Annotated in this window: 25 protein-coding genes; 12 read left to right on the forward strand and 13 right to left on the reverse strand. The window is 51.2% G+C overall.

What is annotated here, in order from left to right:
* The first annotated feature begins 22 nt into the window (after positions 1-22).
* From ACYVHX_RS11310 to ACYVHX_RS11320, 3 genes are all read left to right on the forward strand, one after another.
* Complete coding sequence (locus tag ACYVHX_RS11310) at positions 23-1,312, forward strand: hypothetical protein (protein ID WP_460671745.1); 1,290 nt, start codon at positions 23-25, stop codon at positions 1,310-1,312.
* Between the two features lie 222 nt (positions 1,313-1,534).
* On the forward strand, positions 1,535-3,082 hold the full coding sequence (locus tag ACYVHX_RS11315) for a hypothetical protein (RefSeq protein ID WP_460671746.1): 1,548 nt from the start codon (positions 1,535-1,537) through the stop codon (positions 3,080-3,082).
* 203 nt (positions 3,083-3,285) lie between these two features.
* Complete coding sequence (locus ACYVHX_RS11320; protein WP_460671747.1) at positions 3,286-3,852, forward strand: RNA polymerase sigma factor; 567 nt, start codon at positions 3,286-3,288, stop codon at positions 3,850-3,852.
* Here ACYVHX_RS11320 and ACYVHX_RS11325 read toward each other — a convergent pair.
* The 6 genes from ACYVHX_RS11325 to ACYVHX_RS11350 form a co-directional block, all read right to left on the reverse strand.
* Positions 3,849-7,043 (reverse strand): efflux RND transporter permease subunit, encoded by a 3,195-nt coding sequence (locus ACYVHX_RS11325; protein WP_460671748.1) that lies wholly within the window; start codon positions 7,041-7,043, stop codon positions 3,849-3,851. The genes ACYVHX_RS11320 and ACYVHX_RS11325 overlap by 4 nt on opposite strands.
* A gap of 12 nt (positions 7,044-7,055) precedes the next feature.
* Positions 7,056-8,222 carry an efflux RND transporter periplasmic adaptor subunit gene (locus tag ACYVHX_RS11330; protein WP_460671749.1) on the reverse strand — a complete coding sequence of 389 codons (1,167 nt, stop codon included), beginning with the start codon at positions 8,220-8,222 and terminating at the stop codon, positions 7,056-7,058.
* A 42-nt stretch (positions 8,223-8,264) separates the two neighbouring features.
* The gene (locus ACYVHX_RS11335; RefSeq protein WP_460671750.1) at positions 8,265-9,614 is read right to left on the reverse strand and encodes a TolC family protein; all 1,350 of its coding nucleotides are present in this window, start codon (positions 9,612-9,614) and stop codon (positions 8,265-8,267) included.
* Positions 9,615-9,745: 131 nt separating this feature from the next.
* A complete protein-coding gene (locus tag ACYVHX_RS11340; protein WP_460671751.1) occupies positions 9,746-10,255 on the reverse strand; it encodes a shikimate kinase in 510 nt (169 codons plus the stop codon).
* Between the two features lie 24 nt (positions 10,256-10,279).
* Positions 10,280-11,428 (reverse strand): BT_3928 family protein, encoded by a 1,149-nt coding sequence (locus tag ACYVHX_RS11345; RefSeq protein WP_460671752.1) that lies wholly within the window; start codon positions 11,426-11,428, stop codon positions 10,280-10,282.
* Entirely contained in the window at positions 11,425-11,982 is a 558-nt protein-coding gene (locus tag ACYVHX_RS11350; protein ID WP_460671753.1) for a DUF1599 domain-containing protein, read from the reverse strand. Before ACYVHX_RS11350 ends, ACYVHX_RS11345 begins: the two co-directional genes overlap by 4 nt.
* Before the next feature lie 94 nt (positions 11,983-12,076).
* On the opposite strand from ACYVHX_RS11350, the gene folP reads away from it, so the two are divergent.
* The 3 genes from folP (at position 12,077) to ACYVHX_RS11365 (ending at position 14,260) form a co-directional block, all read left to right on the forward strand.
* Entirely contained in the window at positions 12,077-12,958 is an 882-nt protein-coding gene (folP, locus tag ACYVHX_RS11355) for a dihydropteroate synthase (RefSeq protein ID WP_460671754.1), read from the forward strand.
* A complete protein-coding gene (cdaA, locus tag ACYVHX_RS11360; RefSeq protein ID WP_460671755.1) occupies positions 12,955-13,782 on the forward strand; it encodes a diadenylate cyclase CdaA in 828 nt (275 codons plus the stop codon). Before folP ends, cdaA begins: the two co-directional genes overlap by 4 nt.
* Before the next feature lie 145 nt (positions 13,783-13,927).
* The gene (locus ACYVHX_RS11365; RefSeq protein ID WP_460671756.1) at positions 13,928-14,260 is read left to right on the forward strand and encodes a hypothetical protein; all 333 of its coding nucleotides are present in this window, start codon (positions 13,928-13,930) and stop codon (positions 14,258-14,260) included.
* Between the two features lie 148 nt (positions 14,261-14,408).
* Here the strand turns inward: ACYVHX_RS11365 and glf are convergent, their stop codons facing one another.
* Both glf and ACYVHX_RS11375 read right to left on the reverse strand, forming a co-directional pair.
* On the reverse strand, positions 14,409-15,551 hold the full coding sequence (glf, locus tag ACYVHX_RS11370) for a UDP-galactopyranose mutase (RefSeq protein WP_460671757.1): 1,143 nt from the start codon (positions 15,549-15,551) through the stop codon (positions 14,409-14,411).
* 79 nt (positions 15,552-15,630) lie between these two features.
* Complete coding sequence (locus ACYVHX_RS11375) at positions 15,631-15,807, reverse strand: hypothetical protein (RefSeq protein ID WP_460671758.1); 177 nt, start codon at positions 15,805-15,807, stop codon at positions 15,631-15,633.
* Positions 15,808-15,913: 106 nt separating this feature from the next.
* Here ACYVHX_RS11375 and ACYVHX_RS11380 point away from each other — a divergent pair, with 106 nt between their 5' ends.
* A complete protein-coding gene (locus tag ACYVHX_RS11380) occupies positions 15,914-16,936 on the forward strand; it encodes a S1C family serine protease (protein ID WP_460671759.1) in 1,023 nt (340 codons plus the stop codon).
* Positions 16,937-17,253: 317 nt separating this feature from the next.
* Positions 17,254-18,018: a hypothetical protein gene (locus ACYVHX_RS11385; RefSeq protein ID WP_460671760.1), complete on the forward strand. Its 765-nt coding sequence runs from the start codon at positions 17,254-17,256 to the stop codon at positions 18,016-18,018.
* 7 nt (positions 18,019-18,025) lie between these two features.
* On the opposite strand, the gene ACYVHX_RS11390 is transcribed toward ACYVHX_RS11385, so the two are convergent.
* From ACYVHX_RS11390 to ACYVHX_RS11400, 3 genes are read right to left on the reverse strand one after another with little or no spacing between them, the layout of a single operon-like run.
* A complete protein-coding gene (locus ACYVHX_RS11390) occupies positions 18,026-19,159 on the reverse strand; it encodes an FG-GAP repeat domain-containing protein (RefSeq protein ID WP_460671761.1) in 1,134 nt (377 codons plus the stop codon).
* Between the two features lie 30 nt (positions 19,160-19,189).
* Positions 19,190-20,377 carry a class I SAM-dependent rRNA methyltransferase gene (locus ACYVHX_RS11395; RefSeq protein WP_460671762.1) on the reverse strand — a complete coding sequence of 396 codons (1,188 nt, stop codon included), beginning with the start codon at positions 20,375-20,377 and terminating at the stop codon, positions 19,190-19,192.
* Positions 20,378-20,433: 56 nt separating this feature from the next.
* A complete protein-coding gene (locus ACYVHX_RS11400) occupies positions 20,434-21,438 on the reverse strand; it encodes a zinc dependent phospholipase C family protein (RefSeq protein WP_460671763.1) in 1,005 nt (334 codons plus the stop codon).
* Between the two features lie 90 nt (positions 21,439-21,528).
* Between ACYVHX_RS11400 and ACYVHX_RS11405 the strand changes: the two genes are divergently transcribed.
* The 3 genes from ACYVHX_RS11405 to radC all read left to right on the forward strand — a co-directional run bounded on the left by ACYVHX_RS11405 (position 21,529) and on the right by radC (position 23,132).
* Positions 21,529-21,930: a Dabb family protein gene (locus ACYVHX_RS11405; RefSeq protein WP_460671764.1), complete on the forward strand. Its 402-nt coding sequence runs from the start codon at positions 21,529-21,531 to the stop codon at positions 21,928-21,930.
* Positions 21,931-22,034: 104 nt separating this feature from the next.
* On the forward strand, positions 22,035-22,298 hold the full coding sequence (gene rpsT, locus ACYVHX_RS11410; RefSeq protein ID WP_460671765.1) for a 30S ribosomal protein S20: 264 nt from the start codon (positions 22,035-22,037) through the stop codon (positions 22,296-22,298).
* Between the two features lie 141 nt (positions 22,299-22,439).
* A complete protein-coding gene (gene radC / locus ACYVHX_RS11415; RefSeq protein ID WP_460671766.1) occupies positions 22,440-23,132 on the forward strand; it encodes a RadC family protein in 693 nt (230 codons plus the stop codon).
* Positions 23,133-23,208: 76 nt separating this feature from the next.
* Here the strand turns inward: radC and ACYVHX_RS11420 are convergent, their stop codons facing one another.
* Together ACYVHX_RS11420 and hisB are read right to left on the reverse strand one after the other, a co-directional pair.
* Positions 23,209-23,643 carry a hypothetical protein gene (locus ACYVHX_RS11420; protein WP_460671767.1) on the reverse strand — a complete coding sequence of 145 codons (435 nt, stop codon included), beginning with the start codon at positions 23,641-23,643 and terminating at the stop codon, positions 23,209-23,211.
* 357 nt (positions 23,644-24,000) lie between these two features.
* A complete protein-coding gene (hisB, locus tag ACYVHX_RS11425; protein WP_460671768.1) occupies positions 24,001-25,125 on the reverse strand; it encodes a bifunctional histidinol-phosphatase/imidazoleglycerol-phosphate dehydratase HisB in 1,125 nt (374 codons plus the stop codon).
* 240 nt (positions 25,126-25,365) lie between these two features.
* Here hisB and ACYVHX_RS11430 point away from each other — a divergent pair, with 240 nt between their 5' ends.
* Positions 25,366-26,328 (forward strand): NYN domain-containing protein, encoded by a 963-nt coding sequence (locus tag ACYVHX_RS11430; RefSeq protein ID WP_460671769.1) that lies wholly within the window; start codon positions 25,366-25,368, stop codon positions 26,326-26,328.
* Positions 26,329-26,330: the final 2 nt, after the last annotated feature.

The following is a 26,330-nucleotide window of genomic DNA, read 5'->3' on the forward strand; positions in this document are numbered from 1 at the left end:
GAACCTTTTACACCACAATCCCATGAAAGTGTTACATACCTGGAAATACCTCACGTTACTGGCGGCACTCGGCTTTTGGGGCTGTGCTTCCAATAAACAGCTGGCGGTTGAATCCGATGACCTTTATGGCTCATCGTCCGATGCCCCGGTTTATGCTTCCACCCAGAAGCAGCCGCGTACGCTTGAGCGGACGGCTTCACAACGGTACGAAGACAGCAAACTTAACGCCAATCCGGATTATTACAACGAACAGACGGCGGGTCAATACAATGACGAATATTACAGTGAGGTTTCGGCCCGTAAAGTGACCCGTGGCATTTCCCCCGATCCGGGCTGGAATACCAACGATTATACCAACGGTTTTTCGGACGGCTACAATACGGCATTTATGAATTCGCGCTGGAACCGCTGGGGCTGGAACAGTCCTTTCTACGGCGGTCTTAGCCTGGGCGTTGGTTTGGGCATGTCTTCCTTTGGATACAACAACTGGGGTATGAACAGCTGGCGGTATAATTCATTCTACGATCCGTTCTGGGGTGGTGGCTATGCCTACAGTCCTTTTTACGGTGGCGGTTTTGGTGGTGGATTTTACGATCCGTTCTATTCGCCGTTTGGCTACGGGTATAACAGCTTCTATAATCCGTATATGTACGGGTATGGGGGCGGTTTTGGACGGCCGACGGTTATCGTCAATAATTACGACAACATCGGAGCCAGCCGCAACGCCCGCTACGGTGCCCGGACTGGTGGTTCACGCGATCGCTACAACGGTGATTTCGTCAATACACCCCGGAGCTATAATAACAACAACGGTGGCCGTCGGTCCGGTGAGTTGAACTCTTCGAACAACTCGGCCAACAACAATACGTATTACAGCCGTCCGAACAATTCCGGTTCATCTGGTAACTCCTACGGCGCAGGCCGGGCTAACAGCCGGGGAGCGGATTATTACTACGGCGGATCGAGCAACGGCGGCCGGGTCAACAGCACGGACAACGCTGCGTCCCGCCCGACGTACAGTGCACCGAGCAATTCCGATTATTACGCAGCTCCCCGTCAGAACAGCCGGGGCAGCTATACGCCACCATCGGACAACAGCGGATCACGGTATAGCGCTCCGCAACAATCGCGGACCTATCAGGCCCCAACCCGCTCGTATGAAGCACCGACTCAACAACGGAGCTACAGCCCGCCTTCACAACCGAGCTACAGCGCTCCGTCTTACAGCGGTGGTAGCCGCGGAGGAGGTTCGAGCAGTGGTGGCGGTGGTTATTCCGGCGGTGGAGGTGGCGGCTCACGCGGTCCCCGGTAAGGAGCAGTTCGATCACTAGTTGAAAAATAAAAAAGCCCGTCGGTGTTACAATCGACGGGCTTTTTCGTTGTATTATCGGGCGGGAATTGCAGCTCAATGGAAAACTAAAGCGGTTTTTTGGGGTTATTTTAAACCAATGGCCAACGAAATGCATCTATAGTTCATTGTCCGAAATGAAACGCACATCCGACTCATGATTTCCATTTTTAGCACACACTTTATATGAAAAATAGCATTTGCATCGTGGGTCTGCTTCTGTACGCAGGCAGCGCGCTTGGCCAAGCCGATATTTACGCTGGCGACGCCTTTCGGTACTCGGAATTAACACAAACCGGAACGGCGCGTATGCGGGCGCTGGGCGGTAATCACGCCAGCATTGGCGGAGATGCCAGTGCCGTATTCGGCAACCCGGCCGGGCTGGGATTTTACAACCGCTCTGAAATCAGTTTAAGCCCAACGTTCAATCTGATCAACGCCCAGACGACCTACATTGGCAATCAGCAAACCAACAACATCACCCGACCCGGTATTACGCAGTTCGGGGTGGTGCTGGCTGGTAACAAACAGAACGAAAACCGGCGCTGGCGCCGGACGGCCTTAGGCATTACGTATAACCGGCAGGTGAGTTTGACCAACAACTTTGTATTTAGCGGGCGGAACAACCGCAGTTCGATCCTCGACACCTACATTGTCGATGCCAACGACCGCAACCTGACGGGTGATCAGCTGGATGGCCAATATAATACCAATACCAATGAAGCGAACTTTGCCGCTGCGGCTGCCTACCAGCTCTTTTTGATCAACGGCACCCCTTCGTCGACGAATCCTAATCAAACCGGACCACCCTACTTCCGGTATGATGCCACGGCCCCAACCGATCAACGCAACACGTTTGAATCCTCGGGCGGGCATTCCCAATGGACCATTGGCTACGCTGGGAATCTGGACGACAAATTGTATGTGGGAGCGTCGCTTGGTCTCAGTCGACTCCGGTATGATTTCGAAAACGTCTACCGCGAAACAGTAGTCGGAGGAGCGGTTTTTAATAACTATAGCCAGATCGATAACTTCACCGTAACGGGGAATGGAATCAACTTCTCTTTTGGGGTAATCTATAAACCGGATCGTAACCTCCAACTGGGAGCGTCGTTGGCTACGCCGACGTTTACCAGCGTCAAGGAGTCGTTCGAACAGTCTATTCGCGTCGATGCGAAAGATCCCAATCTGCCCATTAATCAAAATGAGGTGTTTGTCACCCCGCTTAATTTTGAGTACAGTCTGACGACGCCATTCCGGGCATCCGGCGGTTTGACGTATTTTCTGGGCGGTGGGAAACTCGGTTTCATCACGGCAACGGCCGACTACGTCGGTTACGGTGGAATGCGCGCAACGACGAGTGTTTATGATTCGCAGGACAATACCGACTTCAAGAATGATGTCAAAAGCGAGGTTCAGGGCACCTATAAAAATGTGGTGAACCTGCGGGCCGGAGCCGAAATCCGGGCGGGCCTGCTGCGTATTCGTGGTGGAGTGGCCTACTTGCCCGATCCGTATAAAACCCGGTTGAACAACCTGGATCGGTCGCGTTTGCTGGTATCGGGCGGGCTTGGCGTTCGTACGGACCGGTTTTTCGTTGATGCCGCCGGAACCTATGGCACGATGCAATCGGCTTACACGCCCTACTCCCTGCCTAACTCGGCTGATTTTGCATCCGCACAAATTGACACCAAATTAACGAATATCACCCTCACCGTAGGGGTATTCTTTTAATTAGCTGAAGTCCAAAAACAAGACGGGAGCCCTGATGACCAGGGCTCCCGTCTTGTTTTTGGACTGGCTATTTTTACCTACCAATTAATCAGTTTCCTAACAATTTAACGCGGATTCTGTTAAGTAATTCAAATAGCTTTCAGTGAGTACTTAGAATCGCTTACCGGTTTTTATCACTGATTATCCCGCTGTTACCCAACCGTTTGAAAAAGCCCTTTACTTCGGATTCTGAACTCGATCTCATTGAAAGCTTAAAAGCTCACAGCCGCTTGGCTTTCAGCCAGTTATACGACCGATATGCGTCGACTCTCCTCAGTGTTCTCACCAAGATCGTCAAAGATGAAGCGGAAGCTCAGGATCTTCTACAGGATACATTCGTTAAGGTCTGGAAAAATATCCACCGGCATGATCCGTCGAAAGGCCGACTGTTTACCTGGTTACTGAACGTTACCCGCAATACGGCCTTTGACCACCTTCGTTCCCTTAAAAAAGATTTGCACGTTGAATTGCCGGTGGATGATTATCTACCGGGAATGGCTGTCACGCTGAACAACGTGGGCTACATCGGATTTACGGATGTGGTTAACACCACGCTGGAGCCCCGGCACTGGCAGGTGATCAATCTGGTTTATTTGCAGGGCTACACCCAGCAGGAAGCGGCCGAGGAGCTTCAGTTACCCCTCGGCACCGTCAAAACCTGGACCCGACTGGCCCTGATTCAGTTGCGGCAGAAACTGCACAGCGATCATTACGTCATTCAACGGTATTAGAGCGCAACACCGTCGTTTTCCTGTAATTGCTGTTCCGGTTTTTGGGTGGCCTCTTTCAGCTCGGCCAGCTTTTTCTTGCCGTACGCAAACCGGGTAATGACTACGAACAGCACCGGCACGACAAAAATAGCGAGAGACGTAGCGGCCAACATGCCACCAAAAACCGTCCAGCCAATGGTTTTCCGGGCTACGGCTCCTGCTCCACTCGCAAAAACCAGCGGTAATACACCCAGAATAAACGCCAGGGATGTCATGATGATCGGTCGAAGCCGCAACCGGACGGCTTCGAGAGTTGCTTCCAGCAAATCGACTCCTTTATCGACGCGCTCCTTGGCAAATTCCACAATCAGAATGGCGTTTTTAGCCGCCAGACCGATCAGGGTAATCAAGCCGATCTGCGCATAAACATTGTTACTCAGGTAAGGGATCAACGTCAGGGTCAGGATTGCGCCAAAAGCCCCAATCGGCACCGAAAGCAAAACCGCAAAAGGCACCGACCAGCTTTCATAAAGGGCCGCCAGAAACAGGAATACGAACAGCACGGACAGGCTGAAAATGTAAACCGTACTGGAACCGGAACTGATTTCTTCCCGACTCAAACCGGAGAAATCGTACCCATAACCCGCCGGTAAGACTTTATCGGCCACCTCCCGCAGCGCATCAATGGCCTGACCGCTACTGTAACCCGGTTTGGGGCTTCCGTTGATTTCAACGGCCCGAAACAGGTTGTAGTGCGAAATCAGGGGCGCATTTTCAATCACTTCGGTTTTGATAACCGTGCTCAGCGGTACCATCGACCCGGCGCTATTCCGGACAAAATACCGCTTCAGTTGCTGAATATCCGCCCGGTAAGCCGTGTCGGCCTGCGCCACCACCCGAAATTTCCGACCGTACACAATGAAGTCGTTCACATAAACGCTACCTAGGTAGGTCTGCATGGTGGTGTACACTTCGTTGACGTTGATACCGAGTTTTTTACACTTTTCCCGATCCACATCCACCCGGAAAGCCGGGGTTTTGGAGGTAAAGTAGGTAAAAGCCCGCGCAATTTCGGGTCGCTTGTTGGCTTCGGCCACAAAATTCTGCACCACGCGGTCGAAGGCTTTGACGTCGTCGGTACTTTCGCGCTGCTCGATTTCAAAGGTAAAACCGGCAGTTTGTCCCAAACCGGGGATGGCCGGGGGCGGAATCACGACCACGCTGGCTTCTTTGATGGTTGAAAGCGCCCGTTGCAATTTCACCACTACCGAATCAATCTGCACCGATTTGTCCGTCCGTTCGCTCCACGGCTTAAGCTGGGTAAAAACCGTACCGCTGTTCGACTTGCTGGAAAAGGTAACGGCATTCAGACCACCCAGCGCGGAAAAGTGAGCGACATACGGCTGCTTCTTCAAAATGTCCATCACCCGGTTCAGAACGGCCAGACTGCGCGTGGTCGAAGCGGCTTCCGGTATTTCGTAGGTAATGATAACGCGTCCTTCGTCTTCCGTTGGGATAAAACCGGTGGGTTTGGCCTTAAACAGAAAACCGGTTCCCACAAACAGACAGCCCAGCAACACCAGCACCAGGGGCGAGGCTTTAATCAGCCGGTTAACGCCACCGCTGTACGAATTGGACGTCCGGTCAAACCAGTGGTTAAACTTGAAGAAAAACCAGTTCAGGCCTTTTGATTTCTGGTTTATTTCCGTTGGTTTCAGCATCAGCGCGCACAGGGCGGGCGTCAGTGAAAGCGCGACAAAGGCGGAGATCAGGACCGAAACCGCAATCGTGATGGCAAATTGCTGATAGAGCCGCCCGACAATGCCGGGAATGAAACCCACCGGCACAAAAACCGCAGCCAGGATCAAGGCGATGGCAACCACCGGTCCGGCAATGTCCTTCATGGCCTTTCGGGTCGCATCCCGCGCCGATATTCGTTCGTGATCAATGTAATGCTGGACGGCCTCGACCACCACAATAGCATCATCGACCACAATCCCGATTGCCAGCACAAACCCAAAGAGGGTCAGCGTGTTAATCGTAAATCCCAGCGGAATGAAAATGGCGAACGTCCCCAGAATTGATACCGGAATGGCCAACACCGGAATCAGCGTGGCCCGCCAGTTTTGCAGAAACAGAAAAACGACCACCGTCACCAGCGCCAGGGCTTCGAGCAGGGTTTTAACTACTTCGTCCACCGACACCTGAACCACCGAAACCGACTCGAACGGGACGACGTAATCAATGTCTTTGGGGAAGGATTTCTTCAGCTCGTCCATGGCCGCGTACACGCCCTTGGCCGTTGAAAGGGCATTGCTGCCCGGCAACTGGTACAACAACAGATAAGCCGCCCGGTTTCCATCCACGAAGGAGTTGCTGATGTAACTGAACTTACCCAACTGAACCCGGGCCACATCTTTCAGATAAACCACGGACCCGGTTTCGGGCTTGCTCCGCACAATGATATTTCGGAAATCGTCTTCTTTGCTTAACCGGCTGTTGGTAAAAACCGTGTATTCAAACGCCTGGGACGACTGCTGCGGGGGTGCCCCTACCGAACCGGCGGCAATCTGGAGGTTCTGCTCCTGCAAAGCGCCAACCACTTCGGCGGGCGTCATCCCCAGTTGCGCCAGTTTATCAGGCTGCAACCAGATCCGCATACTGAAATCGTCGGCGCGGGAGAAAATATCGCCAACGCCCTCGACCCGCAATAGGGCATCGCGGATAAAAATGTTGGCGTAATTGTCCAAAAACGACACGCCGTGGGTTTTGTTGGGCGAATAAATGGCCACCAGCATAAACAAACTTGGGTTCCGTTTCCGCACGGTCAAACCCAGCCGGGTTACCTCCGAGGGAAGCTGCGGCTGGGCAATACCGACCCGGTTTTGAACGTCAAGCGCGGCAATGTTGACGTCCGTTCCGACATCGAACGTTACGTTCATGGTCATCCGGCCATCGCTGGTGCTGTTGCTTTGCAGGTACAGCATGTTGGGCGTCCCGTTGACCTGCGTTTCGATGGGGGTTGCCACCGTCTGCTCCACGGTTTGGGCGTCGGCACCGGTGTAGGTTCCGGTAACCTGGACCACCGGGGGCGTAATATCGGGATACTGACCAATCGGCAGATTCATAATGGCCAGAATACCCAGTAAGACGATAACAATGGAAATAACAATAGCCGTTACAGGCCGATTGATGAACGTATTGGCAAACATTTCTTAAGCTGGTTAGCGGGTTTGGCTGCTGGCTGAGGGGGCTGTAGTGGCCGACTGCCCAACGGCAGCCGAATCGGCAACAACCTTCACAACCGCCCCTTCCCGCAATTTCTGAATTCCTTCGGTCACAATTTTATCCCCCTCACGCAGTCCTTCTTTGACGACGATGTTAGCCCCGATGCGGTTTCCGAGCGAAATCTTCCGCTGCGAAACTTTGCTGCTGTCGCCCACCACGTAGACAAAATATTCACTCATCTGCTCGGTGACTGCCTTGTACGGAATCAACAGGCGCTGCCCCGATTCGTTGTTCAGCACCCGGATATTGCCATTCATCCCGGCCTTCAGCATTTTCTGCCGGTTCGCAAAAAACAGTCGCACTTTCAGGGTGCCGGTTTGCGGATCAACGGCCCGGTCGATGATGCCAATCTTACCCGACGCTTTGTAGGATGTGCCATCCGGCAGGACAAACACGAACGTCGAATCGGTCACTTTCCGGTTTTGCAGCCGGACAAACCGGGTGATATCCGTTTCATCGACCGCAATATCAACCGCAATCGGATCATCGGACGAAATGGTATTCAGCAGCGTCTGCCCCGGTGAAACGGCAGCACCCAGCTTCACCTGCGAGATTCCGATGGTGCCGGTTATGGAAGCCTTGATGGTTGAATAATTCAGGTTCGTAGACACGCGGACTACATTCGCCTTGGCTGCCGCAACCTGCATTTTGGCCGACTCCAGGGTAGCTTCGGCGTTATCGACCACCTGCCGGGCAATCGCATCCTGCTTCGCCAGCGTTTCGTAACGGTCGGCGTCTTTCTGCGCCCGATTCAGGTTGGCCTGCGCTACGCTGACATTAGCAACCGCTTCGTCGTAATTCGCCTGATACTGCTGCTTATCAATCTCATAAAGCTTTTGGCCCCGGCTAACCATCTGGCCTTCCGTAAAGAAAATACCGGTGATGTACCCGGTTATTTGCGGATAGATTTCCACCAGATTAAGGGGTGTAACCGTTGCCGGATATTCATCGTAATAAACGGCCGTTCCCTGATTGGCAACCGCCACGGCAACCGGTGTTGGAGGAGGTGGCCCTTGCTGAGCCGGTTTTTTATCCCCTCCGCAAGCGGATACTATTGCCAGCAGAACAACGGGTATGGAACAGGAAGTTAAACGCCTAGTCATTCGAATGATTGGGTAAAGACAAACTCGCATAATTTATTTTCACTAATTCTGCACCACTCCCAAGGCCCGCTGCACATCCAGTTTGCTGACCAGAACCTGGTACAGGGCGTTGAAATACGTCAATTGAGTGGTCCGAAGATCGTTTTGGGCGATAATTACGTCCAGATAGGCGCGCACTCCCGAGCGGTATTGCAGTTGGATGACCCGGTAAACATCGTTGGCCAGATCGAGATTTTCCTGCAAAGCCCGGTACGTGGCCAGATTGCCTTTGTAATTGGCAAGTGCCTGCCGGTATTCCGTCGTGACGGTATTGGAAAGATTGGTCAGTTCCCACTGGGATCGCTGCACCTGTAGTTCGGCAATCCGAAGTTCCTGAATGCGCCGACCGCCCTGAAAAATCGGAAGGGCAATGGTCAGCCCGACGAGTGAGTTAGGAAAATTGCGGCTGTAAAGTTTGGCAAATTCGCTGTTTTGAAAAACAAAATTGTAGTTTGCGGTAGCCGAAACCGTTGGTAGATACGCCCAGCGGTTATACAATACATTGGCTTTCAATAAATCCTGTTGCGTCCGAAGCAACTGAAATTCGATCCGGCTTTCCGGTTTGACCAGTTGATTGGTATCGATGAAAACTTCGTTGGCCAGTTGCAGCGTGTCGTAGGTCAGTGTGAGGTCCGCCCGGGCCGGATAACCCATCAACTGCTTGAGGTACTGCGACTTTCCCCCAATTTGCTCCTGCGCCTGTTTACGCTGCGCCCGCGAATTGTTCAGGGCAATGGCCGCCCGTTTGTAATCGGTTCGGTCCACAATTCCGCTTTTGTATTGATTAGTGGCGTCCTGCAAACTACGCTCCAGCCGGGCAATGTCACCGTCCAGAATGTCGACCTGTTTCTGGGTCAGAATCAAATCATAGAACGCTTTGCTGACGTTGACCGTTACATCGATCTGGTTGTTGACCAGATTCTGACGGGCCTGCAATCGGTACGTATCGGCGGTGCGGCTCGCCAGCAACACATCCCGGTTGAATATATTCTGACTGAGACCTAATTGGAGATTCGACAGGTTGGCAACGCCGGTTGTTACCGGAATCCGCTCGGGCGAGGTCGGATTGTTGAAATTGGGAAACAGCGAAACCGGCATTTTCAGGTAATGCTGCAAATTGTAATTCGCGGAAATCTGCGGCAACCAGCTCGACAAGGCGCTGCGAATGGATCGTTCGGCAATCAATTGATCAATTTCGGCCTGTTTGATAACGGGCTGATGCTGAAGGGCATATTCGACACAACCTTGCAGCGTTGCCTGTTGTAGCGTAGAATCAGTGGACTGTTGCGAATACGATAGATACGGCCAAAGAACGATTAGAAAGGCAATCAGGCACTTTTTCGCTAGTAACATACGGATAGACGGCGCAATATTCCTTTTTGAAACGGCCGTCAAAAACGGCAAACTGTATTGAATACATATTGACGGTTTTAAATGGTTCCGTGTTCGGCAAAAAGTTATTGTACCGGCCCGATTTCCGTGCCTTACAAATAGCGTTGAATTTCTCTGGCCAGGTCTTCCACAACGGTTTCCCCCGGCACAACCCAATCGGCCTGGCTGTAAAAAAACCGGCGATCATTGTATTTCTGTTGAAGGTTTTCGAGTAAAGTGGGGTCCTGGCGATTAAACAACGGGCGGTCGTCGTGCTGGTGGCGGACCATGCGCTCCAGCAATTGCCCGGGTTCGACGTCCAGAAAAATGCTAAAACCGCACGATTTGATGTACGCCATATTATCGTGAAAACACGGCATTCCGCCCCCGGTCGCAACAACCAAGTTGCTGTCAGGCTGAATGGTGTGCAGAACCCGGCTTTCGACTTCCCGAAAATAGGCTTCGCCGTCGGTCCTGAAAATATCGTTGATGCTGCGGCCGCCCTCCTCCTGAATAATCAATTTATCGGTATCCACGAAGCGGTAGGCCAGATGGCGGGCCAGCCGTTTGCCGAGCGTGCTCTTTCCCGACGATGGCATTCCGACCAGAAAAACATTCCTCATTAAATTTTTCTCTAAAACCGCACCTTATTTTTTAGCCAGCAGCGCCATTACTTCTTCCGGTGCCGGGGTGTCGGTATGATGCCATTTGCCTTTGACGACGCCATTGCTGATCAGCCACAAACCCGGATTCGAGCGCACGATGGTTTTCAAAACCGTCGCGTCGGCTTTGTACACCGGAACCGCCAGCTGGTATTCGTGCCGAAAATCGTTGATCTCCTGATCACTCACTGAGGTTAGAATCAGGGGCATCACGGTTTTGTTGTCTACCCCCTTCATCAGCTTCCGAATGGCGGGCATATCGCCAATGCTCAGATCGTGAATATCCCGGATAATGAGCATCAGTTTGGTGCCTTCAAACGTGCCTTGCGTAAAATCGCCTTCGTCGTTCCAGATGCGGTAGTCAGTAATTTTAGGTTTTGCCGATTCGTTCAGCAAAATCATCTCTTTGAATTTGTAGGTCGTATCAGTCGGGTACTTGTCAAATTCGTACTCCTTGCCATCTTTCTCCAGCTTATAGGAAAACCGCAGGGGTTCAGACGGTTGCAGCTGGGCCGGAATGCTCTTGCCCACGGCATAAGGCAGCAAATCCAGCGGGGGCAGGTGCTGAATGGCGTACACCCCGATCCCGATGGAAGCAATGGTCGCCATCCCCACCAGAAAACCGGTGCGTGTGTTCCGAAACACGTTGCGCTGCCAGATAATCACCAGAATCAGTACGAGCAGAAAAATATCCTTGCTGAACGAAGTCCACGGTTGTAATTTAATCGCGTCGCCAAAACAGCCACAATCCGTCACCTTGTTGAAGTACGCCGAATAAAACGTCAGAAAGGTAAAAAATACGATCAGCGCCAGCAACACCCAGGAAGTCAGCCGGATTCGGTAGGACAGCAGGAGCGCCACCCCCAGCACCACTTCTGCCGCGCAGAAAAATACCGATAGGATAAGCGTAAAAGGAATCAGACCGTGAAAAAAGCCCGCCATTGACGGCAGATCGACCGCAAACACTTCGAAATATTCGGTGAGTTTAATCTGCGTTCCGACCGGGTCATTGATCTTGATCAATCCCGAAAAGATAAAAATCGCGCCAACGACAAACCGGGCTACCTGCGCTACCACGCGCTGCCAGGTTGCAACCTTCCGGACAGGTACGGACCGGGATTTACTTACATTCATGCAGGTACAGAGCTATCAACAAATTCCAACTTGATTAAACAGAACACGGCATAATTGATCATGTCCATGTAATTCGCATCGACGCCTTCCGAAATCAAAGTTTTTCCCTCATTATCTTCGATTTGCTTCGTCCGGAGGAGTTTCATTAAAATGATATCGGTCATTGAACTAACCCGCATGTCCCGCCAGGCCTCCCCATAATCATGGTTTTTGGCAAACAGCAGGCTCATGACACGGCCAATCTGCCGGTCGTAGAGCTCGGTCAGTTCACCCACCGGAATTTCCATCTGATCGCTGTCGGCTAACTCGAGCTGAATTAAAGCCATCACGCAGTAATTGATGATGCCCATAAATTCCGGTACGACACCCTCCTCAACGCGCTGCGTGCCCCGCTCCTGCAAGGTTCGAATCCGCTGGGCTTTGATAAAAATCTGATCGGTAATCGACGGCAGCCGCAGAATGCGCCAGGCCGTACCGTAGTCTTTATTCTTTTTCTGAAAAACCTCTTTGCAGAGTTGAATCACTTGCCGATATTGAGCTTCGGTTTGCAACATACGTTGGAATCTTCAGTTTTCAGGAGCCATTCGTTTTCCGCAGCATTCTAGGGGATGACTGAGGAATTCCCACCGAAGACTACCCACTAATTTCATGCCGAAAGTTACGAAAAAAACGCTCAATCTGCGGGGAAAAGTTCTGGACCTGACCACGCCCGTCGTCATGGGAATCCTGAACGTCAATCCGGATTCCTTCTACGCCAAAAGTCGTTTATCGTCTGTAAATCAGGCCGTTGATCAGGCTGGACGGATGCTCTCCGCAGGTGCTGCGCTGCTGGACGTGGGCGGTTATTCGACTCGCCCCGGGGCGGCAGATATTTCGCCGGAGGAAGAAGTCGAGCGGGTTTTGCCGGTGATAGAAGGCATTTTGGGGGCTTTTCCGGATGCCTGGCTTTCGGTCGACACCTTTCGGGCAACGGTAGCCCGGCAGGCCGTCAACGCGGGTGCGGTGATGGTTAACGATGTGGCGGGGGGCACGCTCGATCCTCTCATGTTTGAAACCGTCGTCCAGCTGGGTGTTCCGTACGTCCTGATGCACATGCGCGGGACTCCGCAAACCATGACCCAGCACACCGCGTATACGAATTTAGTACCGGATGTGCTGTTTGAAACCCAGGAGCGGCTTCGGCAGCTTCGGGCGTTGGGCCAAAAGGACGTTATCATTGATCCCGGTTTTGGTTTTGCCAAAACACCCCCGCAGAATTTTCAGTTGCTGAATCAACTGGCGGTTTTCCAGTCCTTCGAGGCTCCGGTACTGGTGGGGCTTTCCCGCAAATCAACCATCTGGCGAACCCTGAACATCCGGCCGGAAGAAGCTTTGAACGGAACAACCGTCTTGAATACGGTGGCAATTACCAAAGGCGCGGATATTTTGCGCGTCCACGATGTGCGGGAAGCCGTTGAAGTCATTAAATTGGTTACAAGTTGTCTGCAAACCACCGAATACCAGACAACACTATCACAATCTCTACTATGAAAATTGGTTTTCTTGACATTGAATGGGTGGATGTACTGGACGTAATGCTGCTGGCCTTTCTGCTTTATCAGATTTATTTTCTGGTCAAAGGCACCATCGCCAGCCGGATTTTTCTGGGGTATTTATTAATCTATTTGCTCTACCTGGTTGCCAAAGCCATTGGGCTGGAATTGTTGACAACCCTCCTGGGCTATTTTATCAGTGTCGGGGCGCTGGCGTTGATCATTATTTTTCAACAGGAAATCCGGCGATTCCTGCTCATCATCGGCAAATCGACCAACATCGCCAACAGCCGGTTTTTCCTGCGGTGGTTCCGGACGCCCACGGTTTCGGAAACCGCCACCCCCCTGAAACCCATTGTGGATGCCTGCAAGTCCATGTCTTCGGAATTTACGGGCGGGCTGATTGTCGTGGGGAAGAATGATGATCTGGAAAAATTCATTCAAACCGGCGACCGGCTGGATGCCCTGGTTGCCAAACGATTGCTCCTTTCCATTGCCGGCCAATACAGTCCGTTGCGCGACGGGGCGGTTATTATTTCAGAAGACCGCATTCGGGCGGCTCGTTGCATTTTGCCCATTTCCGAAAACGACGAAATTCTGACGTCAACCGGTTTTCGGCACCGGGCCGCCATCGGAATTAGTGAAGTAACCGATGCCGCAGCCATTGCCATTTCCGAAGAAACCGGCCGGATTTCCCTGGCAATCGACGGTGAATTGTATGCCAATATTTCATCCGGTGAGCTGGAGGAAAAACTCCAGCAATATCTGCTGGAAATGAATCGAACCCGAAAACGGGAAGGCGGAAAAGATGCCCCGGTTTGATAGCGAATTTGTTACCGTTTTACCATTTTAAATTACTTAGAGTCAACGACCTATACATCAGGAAGACCTAAAAAACCGGATACTAACTTTGGAATTGTAATTACACGCCAGTCCTTATTTTTATCGGCAGGAATCGTAAAATGGCTTGGAAGCAACGACGCGCTCAGCATTTTCCCTTCCCCAATCTGGCATGTTAACCCAACTTGAATACAATCAATTACCTTTATCCAAGAAAGCCGATTTGCTCTGGATGCATGGCCACCATTTATTGAATCGGCCGTCTCCCCCCTTTACGGTTGGCCTTTACGCGGTCGGTGATTTTTTTGTCGAAGCTTATTTCAGAAGAAGTCCCTATTACGAAGGCAATCACGAACTCCTCCACCTGTTATCCCTCAAAAGTCAAAACCGCAGCCAATCGAAAAGCCAGCATCCCTTTGAACCCTACTTAAATCAGATCGATCTGCGTCAGCTGCTGTAAATGGACGTTTGTAGTTAAGAAATCCTGCGCCGGTTTTTTGAGTTGGCGCAAAAAATACGGTCGAATTGGGCTACCGTGAAGCGTCGCCCAATTCGACCGTGTAGTTCCGGCAATCAGGGATGATACCGGCCTGAAATCCCTTTTCTGGTTATTTGCCGGCGGCTTTCGTTCCCGCGACTTCGGCCAGCGAATCGGCGCCAATCAGTTTTTTATACAACGTAAGTGCCTGAGCAACTACCTGATCCATGTTGTAATACCGGTAGGTTCCGAGCCGTCCGACAAAATGCACATTCTGCTGCTGATCAGCCAGTTGCTTGTATTTCCGGTAAAGCTCCGCATTTTCGGGCATTGGCACCGGATAATAAGGATCGCCCTCGGCCTGCGGATACTCAAACGTGATGCTGGTTTTTTCTGGATGTTCCTGGCCCGTCAGGTGCTTGTATTCCGTCACCCGCGTATACGCATGATCATTGGGATAATTGACCACGGCCACCGGCTGGTGCCATTCTTCATTGAGGGTCTGGTGTTCAAAACGCAGCGAACGATACGGTAATTTCCCGTAACAATGATCAAAATATTCGTCCACCGGGCCGGTGTAAATCAATTGGTCGTATGACAAATTGTCTTTAACGTTGTTGAAATCCGTGCTCAGCATCTGCGTAATGTTCGGATGATCGACCATTTTCTCGAACATTTTCGTAAAACCGTGCAGGGGCATCGATTGAAATTCATCCGAAAAATACCGGTCGTCCTGGTTCGTCCGCGTCGGAATGCGGGAGGTCACGGACTTATCGAGTTCGGAAGGATAAACCCCCCACTGTTTTTTCGTGTAATTCCTGAAAAACTTTTCGTACAGATCGCGGCCCACCTGACTCACCACCACGTCTTCCGAGGTTTTGATATCGTCCACCGGTTCGCCCACCGTCTTAAAATACTCGCTGAGTTCTTCCGACGTGAAGTTTTTGCCGTAAAGCTTGTTTACCGTGTCCAGGTTAATCGGGATGGGGAGCAACTGTCCTTCGACCGACGCCAGCACCCGGTGTTCATACGGACGCCATTCGGTGAAATTGGACAGATACCCAAATACTTCCGGTGAATTGGTGTGAAAAATATGTGGTCCGTAAAGGTGAATCAGAATCCCATCTTCGTTAAAATAGTCGTAGGCATTGCCGCCAATGTGGGGGCGCTTATCAATCAATAAAACATTTTTTCCGGACTGGCTGGCCAACCGTTCGGCCAAAACACTACCGGCGTATCCGGCTCCAACAATAGCAAAATCATAACGCTGCATACAGGAACAAAAGGTGTTTGTGTGGGATTAAAAGTAGTCAAATTTTCTGAATCAGCCGTGGGCAAAACGCTTTCCTTATTTAACGAATCAGGTACCGGCGACGCACTTCGTTGAGCAGAAACTTCTTTTGCGTCGTAAAGCTTTCCGGATGAAGCTGCCCAAATTCGGTTTTCCAGGCATCGAACCGGCTGGGTTCGTGCCGCCTGAATTGCTGCTCATCGATCTTTTTACTGGCCAGATATTCTTCAAAAGTCATCGTAAATCAAAGTTCGGTTTGGCGACTGACAAATTGACGGTGCTTGGGTCCAATTTGGCCTGGTACGCAATTTGAAAGTTGCACCTACAACTAAATACCTCAGGTCATGGAATTTCATTTTGTAACCAATACCGGCACGGAGTCGATGCCGGGCGGGTCGGGCGATCAGGATACACCGCTGCTCGATGCCTATTCCAACACGGTGGTAAATGTAGCGAAAAAAGTCAGCCAGTCGGTGGTCCAGATTAAAGTAAGCGGACGTCTGAAAGAGGGCCAGCCCCCGGTTCGGGGTCGCTCCCAGCCCGACGGCGGAACGGGTTCCGGTTTTCTGATTTCATCGGATGGCTACATCATCACCAACAACCACGTCGTGGTTGGCGCCAACCGGATTGAAGTGGCTTTACCCGATGGGCGTGACTTCGAAGCTTCGCTGATTGGTTGCGACCCGGCAACCGACATTGCCGTCATTAAAATTTATGGTGAAGGTTTGAAAGCCATCCGGTTTGCCGATTCCAGGCAGGTGCAGGTCGGGCAAATTGCCATTGCGGTGGGAAACCCATACGGTTTTCAGTATTCGGTGACGGCCGGCGTTGTCAGTGCCCTGGGCCGTACGCTTCGCTCGGAGTCGGGGCGCCTGATTGATGATGTGATCCAGACCGATGCTTCCCTGAATCCGGGCAATTCCGGGGGGCCGCTCGTCAACTCCCAGGGCGATGTGATCGGGGTCAATACCGCCGTGATTCTGCCCGCGCAGGGAATCTGTTTTGCGGTTTCGTCCAACCTGACTGCGATGGTAGCCGGAAAGTTGATCATGCACGGCCGGGTTCGCCGGGGCTACCTGGGCATTGCCGGGCAGTTGATCAACCTGACCGAGCGCATCAAGCAATACAACCACCTGAATGGCAAAACCGGCGTCATTGTGGTCAGCACCGAAGCCGACGGCGTTGCGTACAACAGCGAATTGCAACAGGGCGATATCATTGTTGAATTCAACGGACAGCCCATCACTTCGGTTGATGATTTACACCGGTTTTTGACGGAAGAAACCATCGGAAACCGCATTTCAATGGCGGTTTTGCGGGGCAACTTCCGCCGGGAGCTAAGCGTAATTCCGGGAGAAGTTAAATGAATCGTTCTGAACATAATCCTGACTGGTAAGAAAGTATAAACAGGCTTTCTTACCAGTCAGGATTATTTTTTTATCGCCTTTTACCAGACGCTACAAGTAAGTTTCATAGGAAGAACCGCTCTGATTCGGTGCTATTTCGCAGTCGATTATCCGGCGTTTACCAGTCCGATTTTATTTTGAATCAGAACCGGACGTTCGGTGGTCAGGCTGAGCAGGTAATTTACCTGATAATGCCACGTACTAATACGCTAAACAGAATTAAATACTTGACAATGAGCAGATCATGGGATTATTTTAGTGTATAACCCTTGCCTGCTATGAAAACCGATGACAACAAATCACACGACAAAAATTTTGTAAGAAACCGGGTACTGACTGGAATTGCCATTTTTATCGGCTGGTTAATCCTGTTCTTTATTGGCATGAGTGTTTCGTCCGCAGCACTGCTGCCGGTCAACAACGGAAAAATCGTATACTGGGACAAGCTCTTTCTTTATTCGCTGACGTTTACGCCCACCAACACGGCCTTGTTAGCGGCTTTAGCCGGCATGCTGGGCGGTCTGGCCAGCAACTTAAGCGCCTTTAATGAAAAGGAGAACACCGACGTTAATGAACTGGAACGCGATTCGTTCGAATACCGGAGTTTGATTTACATGACCGAGCACCCGCTGGTTTCCATGTTTCGCGGTTTTCTGGCTTATTTGATTTTAATTGCCGGCACGTACGTTGCCAATTTTGCCATGCCCGGCGATAACGATACGGCCAAGATTTTGAGCGTTTCTCCGTCTTCCTACTTCAAATTTGCAGTTACGGTTTCGCTCCTGTCGTATCTGGTGGGCTACGATCCCTCGCAGTTACAGCGATTGATTGGTTCGCTCAATGTGGGCGGAAAAAAGGCCACCGACTTTCAGGGGCAGGTCCGGATTCGCGACGGCAAAACCATCAAGGAAGGCGAATTCATCGGCAAAGCAACCAGCTCGAACCAGGCTCCGGCCTTGTCGCATCCGGACGAAAACCCGGTTTCGGAAAATGGTAAAGCTACGCTGAATGGCGAAGTAAAAATTAGCAAGGCAGCCGTTTGACAAGCGTTTACTTCTCGTTAAAGAAGATTTCCAGACCGTCTTTTCCGGCAACGATGATATCCAGACGTCCCGTTCCCCGCAGATCGGCCAGGGCAAAATAGATCCCGGTTCCTTTGCCTTTCCCCGGCTGGCCGTAGGAAATGGTGTGTTTGGAAAATTCTTTACCATTCCAGGTAAAGTAGTAAAGCCCCACGTCGTCGTAGGCACCGGGGTCGCCGTCGTTGTGGGCGCGGTAGCGTTTGCCGGTAATGAGTTCGGGCTTTTTGTCCCCGTCGAGATCAGCCCATTCCAAAACGTGGTATTGGGACGCTTTTTCGTCGATGCTGTGCTTTTTCCAGCCCCGTTTGCCACCTTCCAGCGTTTGTTCGTACCAATGCAAGCCGTAGCCGTGGCCCTGCCCAACAATCAGGTCATTGCGTTTGTCGCCGTTGACATCGACCACCAGAATCGGCACGCTGGCCGTACCCAACTCAAACTCCGGATGCAACGTCCACGGACCTTTTTCGCGGTCGGCCGGGGCTTCCAGCCAGCCTTTGCTGACTATAAAATCGTTCCGGCCGTCGCCATTGACGTCACCCATTCCCAGGCCGTGGTCCTGCGTGGGTGCCACATTGACCTGCCTGAACGTCCCTCCTTTTTCGAGTTTGAAATATTTTAACGGATGTTTGGGGTTGTTGGGCACAATTTCAACGGTGCCGTCCCCATCCACATCCCAGGCCCGCGTGGTTTCCACATTGCCCACTTTGGCAATTTCGTGAACCGGCCACAGGTCTTTCTTGTCCAGACCCGGATTTTCGAGCCATTTCAAATCCTGCCCAAACCAGCCACCGGTGACGATGTCGGCGCGGCCGTCGCCGTTGACATCGAGCGGGATGGTCGAAAAATCGTCGTAATACTGGTCGAAGCGTTTCTGGTTGCCGATCAGGTACCGCTTGCGAAACCTGGCTTTCGGATCGCCCGAATTTTCGTACCAGAAATCGCCCGATACCAAATCAGGCTTCCCATCCTTGTTCAGGTCGACCACGCCGACGGTTTCGTAACTTTCGGCGGCCACAAAGTAGCGGCTAAACTGAATCTCTTTCGAATCGGTCGCCAGGGAAATCAAACCAGCAAGTCCGATGGATATTAGACCTATCTTCATACCTGCAAGTTTATAAATAATCTGGATTTGTTACTCAACCCACAAAACCAATCCTTTCAGATAACCGCCTTCCGGGTGAAACAAATTAACCGGGTGATCGGCGGGCTGGCTCAAATGGTGCAAAACCCGCACCTGACGGCCTGCTTCGATGGCAGCCGCCACGACGGTATTGTAGAACAACTCCCGGTCAATGACCTGCGAACAGGAAAAGGTGAAGACCACGCCCCCTTTAGCGACCCGCCGTAACCCTTCGGCATTCAGTCGTTTGTAGCCCTGCACGGCCCGGTGCCGGGCCGACATGCTTTTGGCAAAAGCCGGGGGATCCAGCACCATTACTTCGTAGGTATCATCGTGCGTCTGGAGGTATTTCATTACATCGTCGGCAAAGGCTTCGTGCCGCCGGTCAACCGCCGGGTCGTCCGCATTCAGGCTAACATTTTGATTGGTCAGGTCGATGGCTTTTTGGGAAGCATCTACGGAATGCACCAAAGCGGCTCCGGCATTCAGGGCGTACACCGAAAAACCGCCCGAATAACAGAACGCATTCAGGACTTTTTTTCCGGCCGAATACCGCGCCAGCAACTGGCGGTTATCGCGCTGGTCGAGAAAAAAACCGGTTTTTTGCCCACTGATCCAGTTTACCAGAAATTTATGGCCGTTTTCCTCTACTTCGTGCGGTACCTCCACCAGGCCGTAGCGGTAGGCATTTTGGACGGTGGCGGCATAATCGTCGGGCAGGGTTTCGGCACTTTTGTCATAAACTGCCCGCAGCTCGTCACCAAACACATTTTTCAGCGCTTCCGTAATCAGGTTGCGTTCGCGGTGCATCCCGATTGAATGCGCCTGTAAAACCGCAACGCCATTGTAGAGATCAATGATCAGCCCCGTGCAGCCGTCGCCTTCCCCGTGAACCAGCCGGTAACAATTTGTCCGCGGGGGCAACAGGGCCGCTCGGATGGTTCGGATGGCCGCTAGTTTTTCCGTCCAGTAGGCCACGTCTGGACTAACCGGTTTAAACGAAAAAATCCGGACCAGAATGCTGCCGTTGTGGAAGTGGCCGGTGGCCAGGTACTTGCCCTTCTTATCGACCACTTCCACCACATCGCCATCCTGGGGTTCGCCCTCGGTGTGGGCCACCGCGCCCGAAAACACCCAGGGATGAAACCGCCGGATGGCTTCTTCGCGCCCGGAACGCAGGTATATTTTGGGTAAGCTCATGTGTCTTTCGCTGCTTTGAATCGCGAAAGTACAAAATTCGGGCGAACAGAATTTCCCTAGTCCTCGCTGCGCACTTTCAGCAGCCGCCGGAGCCAGCTTTCTTTTTCTTCCGAATCCGTTTTCTCGTCTTCGTCAGTCAGTTTACCATCCGCCAGCGATTTCAAATCCGGCTGCCCGGCATCAACCCAGCTGGTGTACCAGAAATCGCCCACCATTTTGATCGACGACCGCATTTGCCGTTCGACCTGGCCGCTCAGTTGCTCGTGGTATTTTCGGGAAAACGCATCGGCGAAAACTTTGGTGGTTACGCCATTGCGTTCTTCAAAACCGTATTTTCGATTTTCGCCGAGTTCGTCGGTTAACTGCTTTTCCAGTCGCAATACCGAGTCCAGGGCGGCATGTGCGTCGAAAACCGCCCGCCAGGCCCGCTTCTGCGGTGCGTCCACGTAACTGGCCGGACCCGTAAAAAAATCGTACTCATTGCTGAACAACTCTGGTAATCTCGATTCCCAGAAACCGTGGATTCCCTGCTGGCCGGTCAACTGCCCGTTGTAATTGCGGGTGGTATGCAACGGTACGTTGGCATCGGCAATGTAATGGCCCAGATCGGCCGAAATTTTCAGGATTCGCCGGGCATCGCGGGCTTTGAATGCTTCGGTTAACTGAAACTTCGCCAGTTGAATGTGCCAGGGAACAATGCCGTGCAAGGCCAGTGTGTCCTCCCCAAACCGTTCCACCGCCGGTTTCCACGCCCGGGGCAAGGCGGTTTTTGACGTATCGGCGTACGCATCCAGATCAATAAAATGCCGGGGAGCTTCTCCGATCACGGCGTACCTTCGACGATCCGGATTCACCGCGTTCTCGGTCAGGTAGTCGATGTGTTTTTTGTAAAAGACCAGCATTTCCGGTGGCAGGGTAAAAACCGCCAATCGATTAATCTTTTTATGGCCGTAAAATCCCCACTGTGGTTTTGTGAGCGAATGGGCTTGGCCGGCCGAACTCAAAAAAATCAGCAAAACCACTTGCTTCAAAATATTAATACAATACCTTTGTTCAAACATAGTACTTAAGTAAGAAAACCTGTCACTTTATTTATAACAGACGGTGTCATTCAGAATAAAATTTGGAATAACATCAATTTTGCAAACACGATGAAACGTAAATCCTTTGGCTACGGCCTAATTCTTTTCTTCTTTGGTGTTTTTGGCTTGGTAATCTATGGTGCCTACTCACCCGCGCGGAAAGCCCAAAAGCAGCAAATCGTATGCTTTAAATTTAAAGAAGGCACTAAAACTGAAGCAATTGAGCAACATATGCGTGAGTTTGCCGCTTTAAAGCATGAAATTCCACAGATCATTTCGTACACTTCCGGCAAGACGTTACAGACTGCGGGTGGCAATTCATCGGAATATGACGTCATGCATTACCTCACCTTTCAGACCGAAGCTGACATTGAGACGTTTAAGAAGAACGAAAAGCAACGGGCATTTATAAAAAATAATCAGGGAAGCTGGGAAAAGGTGTTTATCATCAATTCCGAAATCCGGCAGTAAGGCGTGTAAACCGCGATTTAGCGTAGGAATTATTTGCATAGTTTCTCACAAATACCTACTTTTGCGGACATTTGTGAGAAAACTGTATACTGTACCAATAAGCAATGGCAAATCATAAGTCGGCATTGAAGCGGGTCCGGGCGAACGAGAAGAAACGTTTGCTGAACCGTTTCCAACACAAAACGACCCGTACGATGATCAAGAAATTGCGGCTGACAACTGACCAAGTAGCTGCAACTGAACTGTACAAAACGGTGTCGTCGCTGCTGGATAAACTGGCAAAGCGTAATATTATTCACAAAAACAAAGCGGCTAACAACAAGTCTAAACTGGCGAAATTCGTCAACGGACTGGCGGTAGCAGCGTAATGGATCCACGGACGGAGCTCTGGCTCTGGCGTTGGAAATACGGTATTTAATTTCCGATCCGAAATTCGGGAATACGAAACGTTAGAAGGACCTTATCTGATTTACTCGGGTGAGGTTTTTTTATTGCCCTGTCCCACCACGATGTACGACAGTTCCCGCAAAATTCTGAGCTGGGCCGAAGAAGACCGCCCCCGCGAAAAACTGATGCTCAAAGGCCGGGCCGCCTTGTCCGACGCCGAGCTGATTGCCATTCTGATCGGCTCCGGGACCCGCGATTTGTCCGCCGTCGATTTGTCAAAGATCATTCTTCAGAGCGTCGGCAACAACCTCAACGAACTGGCTCGACTAAGCGTCAAAGATTTATCGAAATTCAAGGGAATCGGGGAAGCCAAAGCGATCAGCATCGTAGCGGCCCTCGAATTGGGACGGCGTCGGAAAGAAGAAAACCGCCCCGAACGGTTGCGAATTACCGGCTCACGGGATGCGTACGAAGAGATAAAACCGCATTTGCTGGATAAACCGCACGAAGAATTCTGGATTTTGCTGCTCAACCGGGCCAACGAAGTCATCCGGCCGGTACAAATTAGTTCCGGGGGGGTGTCGGGAACGATAGCGGATCCCAAACTGATTTTCAAACACGCCCTGGAACAGCTGGCCAGTGGCCTCATTCTGGTCCACAACCACCCGTCCGGCAACCTGACGGCTTCGCAGGCCGACAAAGACCTGACCCGCCGATTGAAAGAAGCCGGGCGGCTGCTGGATATTCCGGTGCTCGATCACCTCATTTTCACCGATCGCAGTTACCTGAGCTTTGCCGATGAAGGAATTTTGTAGGGCGGAAAAACCGGTACAAAAAAACCTGTCAGGTTTTTGAGCCCTGACAGGTTTGAGAAATCAGCTTTCCTGAAGCTTACTTCTGGTTTACCGTGATGACAGCCTCCTGCGGGGTGCCATCCGGTTTGGTGCCCGGATAAGGCTGCACGTCCGAAAGGGTCACCTCGTAGCTTTCGCTCCCCAACAGAACCGTAATCGCATCCCGGTTTTTCTGCTGCTGGCCGCATTGCCCGATACACAGTTCGCCGGATTGGGCCTGGGTGTCGTTTTTCAGCGTGAATTTCACTTGCGCATTGCCAAGCCAGACACAAAGAGCGTTCGCCGGGCAACGGCTGTCGGTAATGGAATCGACGTTCAGGCTAACGTTTTGCTTGATGCGCGCCGACTGATTCACTTTTACCGTCACCGGTTTATTTTCTTCGGTGGGCGTCACTACCTGATTGTCTCTTTCGCAGCCAACGGCCAGCAATCCAACCAGCAGTAAACCATACAGATTTTTAAATGGTGTCATAGACTTTTGTTGTTATTGTATCTGAATGACCCAAGCCTGTTTGATACCGTTGGAACGAGCTTGGCTTTTTTCCTTTTTTAAGCACCGGACACGCAAAAGGGCCGGTTTCGGCCCTTTTGCATTCAAAATGTATATTCCGCGCAATCAAACGATCCATGCAGAAACCTGAATCGTTAATAATTCCGCTCTTTGCCTTCCAGCCAACGTCCCGCAATGAATGATGCCGTTAACAGAACGATGTAGAAAACGATGGTGACGATGGTCATGAACATAATGGTACCGGTTTGTTAGTTTCTTGACGCAAAAATAAGAAAAACTGAATCGGAAGCACGAAAAAACCGGATTATTCTCGTCGGCTTACAGAACTCCTTTGGTGCTCGGCAGGCTATCCAGCGCGCGCAAATCGCGTTCTACCGCCATTTTGATGGCTTTCGCGAAGGCCTTAAAGATGGCCTCGATTTTATGATGTTCGTTCTGCCCTTCCACTTTAATGTTAAGGTTGCAGAGGGCCGCATCAGAAAATGATTTGAAAAAGTGGTGGAACATTTCCGTTGGCATGTCCCCAATTTTTTCCCGGCGGAAATCGGCATCCCACACCAGCCACGGGCGACCGGAAAAATCAATGCCCACCTGGGCCAGCGCTTCGTCCATCGGCAGTAAAAAACCGTATCGGCTGATGCCCCGCTTGTCGCCCAACGCCCGGCGGAAAGCTTCCCCGAGCGCCAGCCCCGTGTCCTCAATGGTGTGGTGCTCATCGATGTGCAAATCGCCCTTGACCCGGATCGCCAGATCCGCTCCGGAATGCCGGGCCACCTGGTCGAGCATGTGATCGAAAAAACCGATGCCGGTTTCGATGGAAGCATGCCCCCGCCCGTCGAGGTTCAGTTCAACCCGAATTTGTGTTTCATTCGTATTGCGTTGAACCACCACCGTTCGCGCCGGCAATTTTAAAAGCTCGTAGACTTTATCCCAATCGTCCGTGCACAACGCCAACGCTTTGTGCATTTCGTCCGTCATGCCCTCAGTTGGCTCGCTGGAAGCGATCAAAATGGCTTTCGCTCCTAGATTCACCGCCATTTGAACATCCGTCAACCGGTCCCCGATGACGTAACTTTCCGGCAGATTATAGGCTTCGGTAAGGTAATCCGTCAGCATCCCAATACCGGGTTTGCGGGTCGCTGCGCCCTCATGCGGATAGGTTCGGTCGATGTGAACGGCTTTAAAATGAATCATTTCGCCCTCCAGCGTTTTCATCATTTTGTTGTGGGCCGGCCAGAACGTATCTTCCGGAAAAACCGCCGTTCCGAGACCGTCCTGATTCGTCACCATCACCAGTTCAAAGTCGGTTTCCTCCGCAATTTTGCGCAGGCCGGAAAGCACTTTCGGAATATATTCGAGTTTTTCCAGCGAATCAACCTGCTGGTCCGGTTGGGGTTCAAAAATAATCGTGCCATCCCGGTCAATAAATAATACCTTTGTCATAACAATAGTGCTGGTCTGCAAAGGTAGCGATTGCGAGAAACCAAGCGGCATTTCTCCTTTTTTTTGTTATTTTGCAGACGAATGATCTTCTCTATTAATAGACTACCCGGTAACGTTTGCGTTTTACTTGCTAACTTACTAACAGTGAGGTTAGTAACCGTTTTTTATATTTAAGTAAATATCAAAAAATCAAACAAAAATTTAGTTTTAATACCAGTTTATATTTTCTACACATTCCTAATGCAAACTAAAAAATCCAATCAATTAACTCGGATAGCAGTAATTTATGACGGTAATTATTTCTTACACGTAAGTAATTATTATAACTATTCTCACGAAAGAAGAAGCCGCATCAGTATATCAGGGCTGCATGATTTTATCCGTGCGCAGATCGCGCAAGAAGAAAATTCTGATTTCCGGCTGTGCCAGATCGTAGACGCCCACTATTTCCGGGGTCGCCTGAATGCCCACGAAGCCAGTCAGCGTAATAATCAATTGTTTTACGATCGCCTGTTTGATGACATTTTAATGTCGGAAGGCGTGGTTACCCATTATTTGCCCGTTAAAAATTTTCAGGGTTCCCGGCAGGAAAAAGGAATTGATGTATGGCTGGCCCTGGAAACGTTCGAGCTGACGATTTCCAAGAAGTTTGACGTAGTGGTTTTGATCACCGCCGACGGGGACTACGTTCCGCTCATCCGAAAACTGAACACCCTCGGAACCCGTCTGATGGTGCTGAGCTGGGATTTTGAATATTTCAACGATGAGGGCGAAAAAATGGTCACCCGAACGTCGCAGGATCTGCTTTCGGAGGTTTCCTATCCCGTGGCTATGCACGAAATGATCGATGCGCGTCTGCGGAAAAATGACCCCCTGATTCAGAATCTGTTTGTTAAACAATCGACCCGGATGCTAATTGGCAGCGGCAGTTCGACCACGACCAACTCGGTGTATGACGGCTATGCGGACGGCATGATGGACGATTCGGACCCCACCGAATTTAAAATCAGCACCATTCGCAGTCTGAAAAATGGGTACGGTTTTATCAATTACCCGCCTAATAACCTGTTTTTTCATTACACGAGCCTGAATGACATCGACTTTAATGAATTGCAGGTAGACGATGAAGTAAAATTCCGGATCGGAAAAAACGCCGAGAGCAAGGACATTGCAATTGATGTCCACCTGGAACCGAATCAATAGGC

Source organism: Larkinella ripae, from assembly GCF_054780775.1.